At 72.0% G+C, this 10,702-nt stretch carries 10 protein-coding genes; 8 read left to right on the forward strand and 2 right to left on the reverse strand.

From position 1 onward, the window contains the following. From FNH04_RS32260 to FNH04_RS32270, 3 genes are all read left to right on the forward strand, one after another. A partial coding sequence (locus tag FNH04_RS32260; RefSeq protein WP_152789406.1) for a cytochrome P450 occupies window positions 1-775 on the forward strand: 775 nt, incomplete at its 5' end. A gap of 182 nt (window positions 776-957) precedes the next feature. Beyond that, entirely contained in the window at window positions 958-2,292 is a 1,335-nt protein-coding gene (locus FNH04_RS32265) for an MFS transporter (RefSeq protein ID WP_152789407.1), read from the forward strand. A gap of 74 nt (window positions 2,293-2,366) precedes the next feature. Beyond that, window positions 2,367-3,770, forward strand: a complete 1,404-nt coding sequence (locus tag FNH04_RS32270; protein ID WP_322724447.1) for a cytochrome P450 — start codon at window positions 2,367-2,369, stop codon at window positions 3,768-3,770. 120 nt (window positions 3,771-3,890) lie between these two features. Here FNH04_RS32270 and FNH04_RS32275 read toward each other — a convergent pair whose 3' ends face one another. Then, window positions 3,891-4,550: a hypothetical protein gene (locus FNH04_RS32275; RefSeq protein WP_152789409.1), complete on the reverse strand. Its 660-nt coding sequence runs from the start codon at window positions 4,548-4,550 to the stop codon at window positions 3,891-3,893. A gap of 342 nt (window positions 4,551-4,892) precedes the next feature. Between FNH04_RS32275 and FNH04_RS32280 the strand changes: the two genes are divergently transcribed. Continuing rightward, complete coding sequence (locus FNH04_RS32280) at window positions 4,893-5,939, forward strand: histidinol-phosphate transaminase (RefSeq protein ID WP_152789410.1); 1,047 nt, start codon at window positions 4,893-4,895, stop codon at window positions 5,937-5,939. 5 nt (window positions 5,940-5,944) lie between these two features. After that, the gene (locus FNH04_RS32285; protein ID WP_322724448.1) at window positions 5,945-7,675 is read left to right on the forward strand and encodes an aldehyde dehydrogenase family protein; all 1,731 of its coding nucleotides are present in this window, start codon (window positions 5,945-5,947) and stop codon (window positions 7,673-7,675) included. 13 nt (window positions 7,676-7,688) lie between these two features. On the opposite strand, the gene FNH04_RS32290 is transcribed toward FNH04_RS32285, so the two are convergent. Continuing rightward, window positions 7,689-8,189 carry an Lrp/AsnC family transcriptional regulator gene (locus FNH04_RS32290; RefSeq protein WP_322724449.1) on the reverse strand — a complete coding sequence of 167 codons (501 nt, stop codon included), beginning with the start codon at window positions 8,187-8,189 and terminating at the stop codon, window positions 7,689-7,691. Between the two features lie 120 nt (window positions 8,190-8,309). Between FNH04_RS32290 and pdhA the strand changes: the two genes are divergently transcribed. The 3 genes from pdhA to FNH04_RS32305 form a co-directional block, all read left to right on the forward strand. After that, a complete protein-coding gene (gene pdhA, locus FNH04_RS32295) occupies window positions 8,310-9,431 on the forward strand; it encodes a pyruvate dehydrogenase (acetyl-transferring) E1 component subunit alpha (RefSeq protein WP_152789413.1) in 1,122 nt (373 codons plus the stop codon). A gap of 5 nt (window positions 9,432-9,436) precedes the next feature. Continuing rightward, a complete protein-coding gene (locus FNH04_RS32300; protein ID WP_152789414.1) occupies window positions 9,437-10,456 on the forward strand; it encodes an alpha-ketoacid dehydrogenase subunit beta in 1,020 nt (339 codons plus the stop codon). Continuing rightward, a partial coding sequence (locus FNH04_RS32305; protein WP_322724450.1) for a biotin/lipoyl-containing protein occupies window positions 10,453-10,702 on the forward strand: 250 nt, incomplete at its 3' end. The genes FNH04_RS32300 and FNH04_RS32305, both read left to right, overlap by 4 nt.

The raw sequence follows: 10,702 nt of genomic DNA on the forward strand, positions 1-10,702 counted from the left end.
GCCCCTGCCCACCCTGGTCATCTGCGAACTGCTCGGCGTCCCGTACCGCGACCACGCCTTCTTCCAGCAGGCCAACTCGGTGCTGGTGTCCCGGGACTGCACCCCGGAACAGGCCAAGACGGCCCGTCTGGAACTCCAGGACTACCTCGACTCACTGGTGGAGGCCAAGGAGCGCGAACCCGGAGACGACCTGATCAGTCGTCTGGTCATCGAGCAGGTGCGGCCGGGCCACCTCACCCGCGCCGAACTGTGCAGCACCGCCGTCCTGTTGCTCCTGGCGGGGCACGAGCCCACCTCCAACATGATCTCGCTGGGTGTCCTGGCCCTCCTCCAGCACCCCGAACAACTCGCAGAGCTCCGCGACTCGGACGACCCCAAAGTCGCCGCGAACGCGGTGGAGGAACTACTGAGGTACCTCACCATCGGACACAGCGGCGTGCGCCGGGTGGCCATGGAGGACGTCGAGCTGAACGGGCAGATCATTCGCGCCGGCGAAGGCGTGGTCCTCCTCGGCGACGCCGCCAACCGCGACGAGGCCGTTTTCGACGACCCGGGACGGCTGGACATCCACCGGCAGGCCCGGCACCACATCTCGTTCGGGCACGGCATCCACCAGTGCCTGGGCGCGAGCCTCACCAGAACGGAACTCCAGATCGTCTACCCGACGCTGCTGCGGCGCATCCCCGGCCTGCGCACCGCGATTCCACTCGAGGAGATCCCGTTCCGCCACGACATGGCCATCTACGGCGTCCACGAACTTCCCGTCACCTGGTGACATGAGGACGCCCGTCACCTGGTGAACCGGGCGGTGGTGAGACCGCGTACGCGACCCGGCCACCACACGGCCGACGAGGCACCACCGCCCACGACAAACGCTCCGGAACGAGCCGCCGCGGACGACGACCGCGGCCCAGGTCTCGCCGGAAGACCCCCTGCACTCACACGGAAGGCCAGACGATGGCATCGGAAGCCCGGACCAGCACGCCCACCGACGACGCACCAGGCCCCGCCACGCACCGCAGAGGCGCCGGGGCGGCCGCGTTGGCCTCCACGTTCGAGTGGTACGACTTCTTCCTCTTCGGCACGGCCGCGGCCCTGGTTTTCGGCAGCGAGTTCTTCCCCTCCGCCAGCCCGGCGGCAGGCGCCGTCGCCTCGTTCGCCACGTTCGCCGTGGGCTTCCTGGCCCGGCCGCTGGGCAGCGTCATCGGCGGGCACTTCGGTGACCGGCACGGACGCAAGCCGGTGCTCGTCGTGTCCCTCCTCGTCATGAGCGTGGCCACCGCGGCCATCGGCCTGCTGCCCAACTACGCGTCGATCGGCATCGCCGCCCCCGTACTGCTGATGACGCTGCGCCTGATCCAGGGTGCCGCCGTGGGCGCCCAGTGGGGCGGTTCGGTGCTGCTGGCGACCGAGAGCGCCCCTGCGGGCAAGAGGGGGCTCTACGGGAGCATCGCCGGGTTGGGCGTGCCGCTCGGTCTGATCCTCGCCAACGCCGTGTTCCTGACCGCGGAGAAGGCCGTGTCCCCCGCCGCCTTCACCAGCTGGGGCTGGCGGGTCCCGTTCCTGGCCGGCCTCCTCGTGGTGGGGATCGCGTGGTACATCCATCGGCGGGTGGAGGAAACGCCCGAGTTCCGCGCGGCGGAGGCCCGGCTCGCCGCGGAAGAGCGCGCGCAGAAGAGCCGCCGGTCGCCGCTGAAGCAGGTGCTGCGCCACCACCTGGGCACCGTGCTGCTGGCGGGCGGTTCGTTCATGGTCAACACGGCGACCTTCTACATCATGGCCACCGGAACGCTCGACTACGCCACGCGTGAACTCGGCCTGAAGCGCGACCCCATCCTCCTGATCGCCCTGGTCCTCAGCGTGGTGCAGCTCGCGGTGGGCCCTTCGTCCGCCGCGCTCTCCGACCGGATCGGGCGGATCAAGGTCTACACGGCGGGCACGATCGGCCTGATGGTGTGGGCGGTGCCGATGTTCCTGCTGATCGACACCGCGAGCTACGCGGGCCTGTTCGTCGGGATGCTCGTGTGCAGCCTGTTCCTGGGCCTCATGTCCGGTCCGCAGGCGGCGCTGTTCACCGAGTTGTTCACGCCGGAGATGCGCTTCACCGGAGCCTCGCTCGGCTACCAGTTCGCCACCATCGTGGGCGGCGGGTTCGCACCGCTGATCATGGTGCTGCTGCTGGACGTTTTCGGCACCTCCCTCGCCGTCGCGGCGTACATCATCGTCCTGGCCATCGGGGCGCTGTGCTGCATCGCCCTGCTCGCCCGAGGGCGGAACCCGCTCCGTCGGTGAGCGATCGATCGCGCAGGAAGGACATCCGTACCGAAGGACAAGGGAGGAACGCTGTGCCATGCGCACCGCGAGAAGTGCCGACGAGTCCCGGCCGGCTTCCCGGGGTCGGGCACGCAGTGTCGCTCGCCCGCGGCCGCCTGGAGTTCCTGCAGTCACTGCGTGACCAGGGCGACGTCGTACGGGTGTACCTCGGCCGGCGCCCGGTTTACGTCCTCAACTCGCCGGAACTGGTGCGCCGTCTGCTGACGGCCGGAGAGAACTCGCCCGGCAGGCGGCACTTCATCCACCAGCCGCGCCCCGTGCCGGGCGGCGCCCTGATGAGCTGCCGGCTGCAGGTCCACCACGGCCGGCAGCCGACACGGCAGCCCTGGGGACAAGCCCTGAAGCGCTCCCTGAGGAAGGATCTGAGGGAATCCCTGTTCCGTCAGGAGGGCATCCGGCGCTGCGTGGACATCATGAGCCGTGAGACCGAGACGGTCATCGGGGCGTGGAGCAACCACCGGACGCTGAGGATCGACCGGGAGATGCACGCTCTGACGCTGCGCATCGCGGCTCGGTCGCTGTGCTCCGCGGAGCAGGTCCGCACCGCGGCGGACGAGTGCTTCCGCCTGTCGCCGATGGTGGGGGCCGAATCGGACCGCCGTGCCATGTCCCCCTTTCCCTGGTGGGAGAAGGCACCGACCCCCGGCAACCGCCGCTTCGGCCGGGCCGCGCTCCGGCTCGGGCAGCTGATCGACGAGGTCGTTGCCGCCTACCGGGCGGACGGAAGGGACCACGGCGACCTGTTGTCCCTGCTGCTCGCCGAGCGGGACGAGGAGGGCGTCGGCCGGGGGCTCGCCGACGCCCGGATCCGTGACGAGGCGGTCGCCATCATGAGGGCCTGCACGCAGACCACTGCCGTCGCCCTGTCCTGGCTCTTCCACGAGCTGGATCGCCACTCCCTGGTACGCGAGCGCCTGCACCGGGAACTGCGGGTGATACCCGGAGCCGGTCCCGCGAACCGGGCCGTCCCCAAGGACATCCGGAACCTGCGCTACACCCGGCAGGTCATCGATGAGACCCTTCGGTTGCACACCCCCATGTGGCTGCAGGTTCATCGGATCACCGCGCCACTCGACCTGGGCGGCCAGGCACTCTCCCCCGGCACCGAGGTACTGCTGAGTCCCACCGCGCTGCACCGGGACCCCGCCGTGTACCCCGATCCGATGTGCTTCGATCCCGACCGGTGGTCCCCCGAGCGCGGGAGAAGCGTCGGGCGGGGGGCCTACCTGCCTTTCGGTATCGGTCCGCGCCACCACGTCACAGAGGTCTTCGCCCGCACGGCGATGGCCGTCGTCACCGCCTGCGTCGCCCGCCGCTGGCGACTGACCGTCCCTCCGGGCCGTGGGGTACGAGAGGTCGCCTCCGGCTCGCTGCGACCCGACGCCCTGCGCATGACGGCCCGACTCCGCACGCACCTGGCGGAGGGACAACCCTGAGCCGCACCGCGACCAGGGCTGCCCGGGAAACGCCCCAACCCTACAAGTCAGGAGGGGGACCACCGGTCACACGCCGCACACCTGACCATGGCCGCGGCCGACCACACGGCCATGACCGCCTCACGGATGGTTGACGTCCCAGATCGTCGACCTGGTGGGTGAGGGGCTGGTGGTCGACCGGGCCGCGTCGCACCGTGCGGAATCGTGCGGCGGGAGCAGCCGGTACACGCCGATCCGCTCCGTCCCGAACCGCACGTCCGTGTCCTCGGAAGTGGTCAGGTCCGATGCCGTCCACGGCAGTTCCCCGTCGGCGAGGGGCTCGCCCGTGTGCGCCGCCACGAGAATCCGGGTGCAGGCTCCGTCCTGTCCGGTGGGAAGGCCGGCGGGGAATCCGACGGTCCGGGTCCTGCTTCCGTCCGTGGACAGCCGGTAGCGCTTGACGAACGACCTGTCCGTCCCCGTCGTCGTGGCCGTGAGAGTCCAGAACTCGACCTGCACGGCGAGGGGTTGGCACAGCACCCGGACATCGCCGTTATGCCGTGCACGGACGACGACCGATGCCTCTTCGTACGACGGGTCCGCCCCGTCGGCCGTCCCATGAAACGCCACCGCGGTGCGCAGCCACGCGGCACGTTCCCGTGGCGACCAGTGGCCGTTGTCGCGGCAGCCGTCGGCCTGCGCGCCCGCGGACGCCTTCGAGCAACCGACCGCGAGCAGCGCGAGAACCGCCGCGCACGCCGTCAGGGCTCCGTGGCGGAGGCGGGTCCGGGTGCTGTGCATAATCTCCCTCGATCGGAACGGGGCGGCCGCGGACATCGCGCGGCTCGGGCGGCGAGCAGTCTGCTGGCGCCTGGCCCGCGGCGGGGGCGTCGACAGCCCGGTGTGTCCGTCCCGTGATCAAGAAGGAGACGCGGCGTCCGGTGGAGGGCGTGCCGTCCGTCTCATGCCGAAGGCCCCGCTGGGTTCACCCGAAGACGGTTTGCCGATCAGATGCTTCGATTTCGGCGATTCGTAGCCGAATTCGCCAAACAGTTGAGCGTCTGTCGTCCGCTCTTCACGATTCCCCTGTCAAGTGCCCGACGGCCAGACCTCGGGCCCCAGCGCTGCAGAAGCGAGTCCAGCATGGTGCGTGTCCGTGCGTCCCTGTCCCAGCTGCCCGCCTACGTCCCGGGCCGCAAACTGCCCGGAGCCATCGTGCTGGCCAGCAACGAGTCTCCGTACGGGTTGCTGCCGGGGGTGGCCGAAACCGTCGCGGACGCCGCCGGCGGCGTGTCGCGCTACCCCGATCTGCATGCCGCCTCCCTTGTCGAGGCCCTGGCCGCGCACCACGGGGTCGAGCCGGACCGGATCGCGGTGGGCGCCGGGTCCTCCGAGGTGTGCGGGCAGTTGCTGCACACCGTCGTCGGACCCGGTGACGAGGTGGTCTTCGGCTGGCGGTCGTTCGAGGCGTACCCGATCCTCACCGCCGTCGCGGGCGGCACGGCCGTACGGGTGCCGCTGCGCGACCACGCCCTCGATCTCGACGCCATGGCCGCGGCGATCACCTCCCGGACCCGGCTGGTCTTCGTGTGCAACCCCAACAACCCAACCTCCACGGCGGTCGGGGCGCGGGCCCTGACCGACTTCGCGGACCGGGTGCCGCGGGACGTGCTGATCGTCGTCGACGAGGCCTACCGCGAGTACGCCGATCCAGACCGGGTTCCCGACGGCCTCGCCCTCCTCGGTGACCGGCCGAACGTGGCGGTGCTGCGGACCTTCTCGAAGGCGTACGGACTGGCGGGGCTGCGCGTCGGTTACTGCGTCGCGCCGCCCGGGATCGCCGCGCACGTACGCCGGACGCAGGTGCCGTTCAGTGTCAGCGCCCTCGCCCAGCGGGCCGCGGCCGTCGCCCTCGGCGAGGGCGCTGAGGTAGCCCGGCGGGCCGCCCTCACGGTCGCCGAACGCGACCGGGTCACCGCGCGGCTGCGCGCGCTGGGTCACGAGGTGCCCGACTCCCAGTCCAACTTCGTCTGGCTGCCCCTCGGCGAGGACAGCGGGGACTTCGCCCTGCACTGCCTGGACGGGAAGGTCGTGGTCCGCTCGTTCCCCGGCGAGGGAGTCCGCGTGACGATCGGACTGCCGGACGAGAACGACGCCCTGCTCACGCTCGCCGCGGCCCGGCGAGGCTGACGGCCGTGCGCCCCGGCCCCTACGAACGGCACGGTGAGCTGCTCCACGATGTCGTCCGTGCCCTCGCCGCCGGTGAGTGCCGTCGCCCCTTCACCGAGGCGACCGGCCAGGACGCGGCCGACGCGGGCATGAGGTCCACCCGCACCGCGGGCAAGGTGTTCCGCTCACTGCTGGGACGGCCCTTCGATCTGGGGCAGCCCGGCGCGCGCGGGTGGGTGCACACGGAGTCGTCGCCGTACGGCGTGGCTCTGGCCATCTCCTACCCGCGCTGCGATCCCGAGGAGCTGGTCGCGGCGGCCGGGCGGGCGGCGGCCGGCTGGCGGGCCGCCGGGACCCACCAACGCGCCGGGCTCGCCGTGGAGATCCTGCGCCGACTCAACACCCGCAGCCACGAACTGGCCCTCGCGGTGCACCACACGACCGGCCAGCCGCTGCCGGCGGCCTTCCGCGCCGCCGGGCCACGCGCCCAGGACCGTGCTCTGGAGACCGTGGCCCAGGCGCTCGCCGAGTCGGAACGCGTCCCGGCCGACCTGCACTGGGAGAGCGCCGAGAAGGGCGGCCGGCCGCTCGCGCTGCGGGGCACCTGCGCTCTGGTGCCCCGCGGGGTGTCCCTGCTCGTCGGCTGTCCCGACTTCCCGCTCTGGAACGGGTATCCGGGCCTGTTCGCGGGCCTGGTGACCGGCAATCCCGTGGTCGTGGCCCCCCATCCGCGTTCGGTACTGCCGCTGGCGATCACCGTGCGGGTCGCCCGGCAGGTGCTGGCGGAGGCCGGCCACGACCCGAACGTGGTGACGCTGGCGGTGGCCGAACCGGAGCAGCGGGTGCACCGGCGGCTGGCCACCGACCCGGCGGTGCGCATCGTCGACTTCACCGGCTCCGCACGCTTCGCCGACTGGCTGGAGCAGCACGCCCGCCAGGCCGCCGTGTTCGCCAACCGGACGGGTCTGAGCACCGTGGTCGTGGACTCCACCGACGACTACCGGGGCCTGGTGCGGGGTCTCGCCCTCTCCTCGTGCCTGTGCAACGGCACGGTGCGCACCACACCGCAGAACGTCCTGGTGCCGGAGCGGGGTTTTCGCACCGACGAGGGCCCCAAGACGCTGCGGGACCTCGGGGCGGACCTCGGCGACGCCGTGGACCGGCTGCTCGGGCATCCCTCACGCGCGGCGCGGGTGCTGGGCGCGATCACCGCCGACGAGGTGCGCGACGCCCTGACGGAGGCCGCGCGGTACGGCCCCGTGCTGCACGCCTCCGGGCCCGTCGCCCAGCCCGAGCAGGCGCACGCCGACCTGCGCAGCCCGCTGCTGGTGCGGCTGCGCGCCTCGGACGAGCGGATCTACACGCGCGAGTGGCCCGGACTCGTCTCCTTCCTGGTGGGCACCGACTCGACCTCGCACAGCCTCACTCTGCTGCGCCGCACCTTGGCGCGGCACGGCGCGCTCCACGCCTCGGTGCACTCCACCGATCCGCTGGTACTGGCGGCGGCCGAGACGGCTGCGCTGGACGCCGGAGTGCATCTGGTGGAGAACCTCGACGACCTGCCCGCCGACCCGTCCTCGGCTCGCGCCGAACTGCCGGGCGCCGGCGCCCACTTCATCACGGGACGGTTCCGCGTGGTGCGCTCGCGGCGGCACGTGCCGACGACGGCTCCCCCGACGGCTCCCGTCCCGGCACCGGGCCGGCCGGCAGTCGCCGCGCGGGGCCCCGCCGCCACCGCCGAGCTGCTCGACGTATGACGGGCGCGGGTCCTCAGTCCGTCCAGGTGGCGCCGCGCCCCCGCACCTCGTCGAAGACGAGCCAGGTGCGGGTGGAGCGCACGCCCGGCACCGCCTGGATGCTCTCCAGCACCACCTTGCGCAGCGCCAGGTTGTCCGGCGCGCGCACCAGCACCAGGACGTCGAAGTCGCCCGTGACGAGGGCGACGTGCTCCACGTACGGGATGGCGCGCAGTTCGCGGGAGATGTCGCGCCAGGCGTTCTGGTCGATGCTCATCGTGACGTAGGCGCTGGTGCCGAGTCCGGCCCGTTGGGCGTTGAGCTGCGCGGTGAAGCCGGTGATGACGTCCTCGGCCACGAGCCGGCCGATGCGGGTGTAGGCGTTGGCCCGGGAGATGTGCACCTGCTCGGCGAGGGCGCGGACCGAGATCCGGCCGTCCTGGAGGAGCCGGGTCAGGATCTGCCGGTCGATGTCGTCGAGCGGGACGGCAGTTCGTCCGGCCGCCGCCCCCGGCGGTGAGGTTTCCTCGGACACTTTGCCCTCCCATGCCTCTCGGTTCGGCAGTTCGTCGCCGATTCGGCCGAGCTATTGAACACATATTCCGCTGTAGCCACCATTCTCCTGTCAAGTGTCCAGAGAAAGCGAGTGCCCTCCATGTCTGTGAAGAGCCTCCGCCAGACGGTCCAGGGCCTCCTGCCGTCCCTGTCGCCGGTGCGGTTCGTGGCCGAGGACGGCACCCCGGTCGCCAGGCGGCCGGCGGACTACACCGAGCCGCCGGTCGAGGCCCTGCGGAAGGCCTGGCGGCGGATGGTGCTGGGCCGCCGGTTCGACGCCCAGGCGACCGCCCTCACCAAGCAGGGCCGCCTGGCCGTCTACCCGTCCAGCCGTGGCCAGGAGGCCTGTCAGATCGGTGCCGTGCTCGCGCTGCGCCCGGCCGACTGGCTGTTCCCGACCTACCGCGACTCCGTCGCCCTGGTGACCCGCGACATCGACCCGGTCGAGGTGCTGACCCTGCTGCGCGGCGACTGGCACTGCGGCTACGATCCCGCCGCCACCCGGGTCGCCCCCCAGTGCACCCCGCTGGCCACCCAGGTGCTGCACGCGACCGGCATGGCCGAGTCCCTGCGCCGCAAGGGCGAGGACGGCGTGGCGATGGCACTCGTCGGGGACGGGGCGACCAGTGAGGGCGACTTCCACGAGGCGCTGAACTTCGCGGCCGTGTTCCGTGCGCCGGTCGTCTTCTTCGTGCAGAACAACAAGTACGCGATCTCCGTCCCGCTGGCCCGGCAGACCGCGGCGCCCGCCCTCGCCTACAAGGGCATCGGCTACGGGGTGCGCTCCGAGCAGGTCGACGGCAACGACCTGGTCGCGGTGCTGGCGGTGCTGAGCGCGGCCGTCGAGCACGCCCGCGCAGGGAACGGCCCGGTCCTGGTCGAGGCGCACACCTACCGCATGGACGCGCACACCAACGCCGACGACGCCACCCGCTACCGGGAGGACGACGAGGTCGCGCGGTGGCGGGCCGCCGACCCGGTCGACCGGCTGGAGACCTATCTGCGCTCGCGCGGAGCGCTCACCGACGAGGACAGGGCTGCGGCGCGGGAGGAGGCCGAGGAACTGGCGGCGCGGGTCCGGGCCGGCATGAACGCGGACTCCGTACTGGACCCGCTGGAGCTGTTCGACCACGTGTACGCCGAGCCGACCCCGCAACTGCGCGAGCAGCGTGCCCAGTTGGCGGCCGAGCTCGCCGAGACCACCCAGGCCCAGGAGGACTGACGACCATGGCCAAGGTCACGATGGCGCAGGCGCTCAACACCGCCCTGCGCGACGCGCTCCGCGAGGACGAACGGGTCCTCGTCTTCGGGGAGGACGTCGGCCCGCTCGGCGGGGTGTTCCGCATCACCGACGGGCTGACCCGCGACTTCGGCGAGCAGCGCTGCTTCGACACCCCGCTCGCGGAGGCCGGCATCGTCGGGCTGGCGGTCGGCATGGCGATGGGCGGGTTCCGGCCCGTGGTGGAGATGCAGTTCGACGCCTTCGCGTACCCGGCGTTCGAGCAGATCGCCTCGCACGTCGCCAAGACCCGCAACCGCACGCGCGGGCGGGTCAGCCTGCCGATGGTGATCCGTGTCCCCTACGCCGGCGGCATCGGCGGCGTGGAGCACCACTGCGACTCCAGCGAGGCGTACTACGCGCACACGCCCGGCCTGAAGGTGGTCACCCCAGCCACGGCCGAGGACGCGTACTGGCTGCTGCGGGACGCGGTGGGCGACCCCGACCCGGTGGTCTTCCTGGAGCCGAAGAGGCTGTACTGGTCCCGCGAGGACACCGACCTCCGGATGCGCGGGGCGCTGCCGTTCGGGCGGGCGGCGATCCGGCGGGCGGGGCGGGACGCCACCGTCGTCGCCTACGGCCCGTCCGTCCCGGTGGCCCTGGCCGCGGCCGACGCCGCCGCCGAGGACGGCATCGAGCTGGAGGTCGTGGACCTGCGCACGCTGGTGCCCTTCGACGACGAGACCGTCACGGAGTCCGTCCGAAGGACAGGGCGCTGCCTGGTCGTCCAGGAGGCCCAGGGCTTCGCCGGGGTCGGCGCGGAGATCGCCGCCCGGGTCCAGGAGCGCTGTTTCCACTCGCTCTCCGCCCCCGTGCTGCGGGTCACCGGCTTCGACATCCCTTATCCGCCGCCGAAGCTGGAGCACGCGCATCTGCCCGGCGTCGACCGGATCCTCGACGCCGTCGACCGTCTTCAGTTCTCGGACGAGCCCGACACCCGGCACCTGGTGAAGGGAGCGGTCGCATGACCACCGCGACATCGCACGAGCAGGTGTTCAAGCTGCCCGACCTCGGCGAGGGCCTGACCGACGCGGAGATCGTGGAGTGGAAGGTCGCCGTCGGTGACACCGTGACGCTCGACCAGATCGTGGTCGAGGTGGAGACCGCGAAGGCAGCGGTCGAGGTGCCGGTGCCGTACGCGGGCACGGTGCTGCGCCTGCACGCCGAGGCGGGGACGGCGCTGGGCGTGGGGGAACCGCTGATCACGGTGGGGG

The sequence above is a fragment of the Streptomyces phyllanthi genome, assembly GCF_009377205.1.
GTDB lineage: Bacteria > Actinomycetota > Actinomycetes > Streptomycetales > Streptomycetaceae > Streptomyces > Streptomyces phyllanthi.

Excerpts from the sequence above, each read along its gene's own strand:
- FNH04_RS32265 (WP_152789407.1), top strand. The coding sequence starts at position 958 with ATGGCATCGGAAGCCCGGACCAGCACGCCCACCGACGACGCACCAGGC.
- FNH04_RS32275 (WP_152789409.1), bottom strand. The coding sequence starts at position 4,550 with ATGCACAGCACCCGGACCCGCCTCCGCCACGGAGCCCTGACGGCGTGC.
- FNH04_RS32280 (WP_152789410.1), top strand. The coding sequence starts at position 4,893 with ATGGTGCGTGTCCGTGCGTCCCTGTCCCAGCTGCCCGCCTACGTCCCG.
- pdhA (WP_152789413.1), top strand. The coding sequence starts at position 8,310 with ATGTCTGTGAAGAGCCTCCGCCAGACGGTCCAGGGCCTCCTGCCGTCC.
- FNH04_RS32300 (WP_152789414.1), top strand. The coding sequence starts at position 9,437 with ATGGCCAAGGTCACGATGGCGCAGGCGCTCAACACCGCCCTGCGCGAC.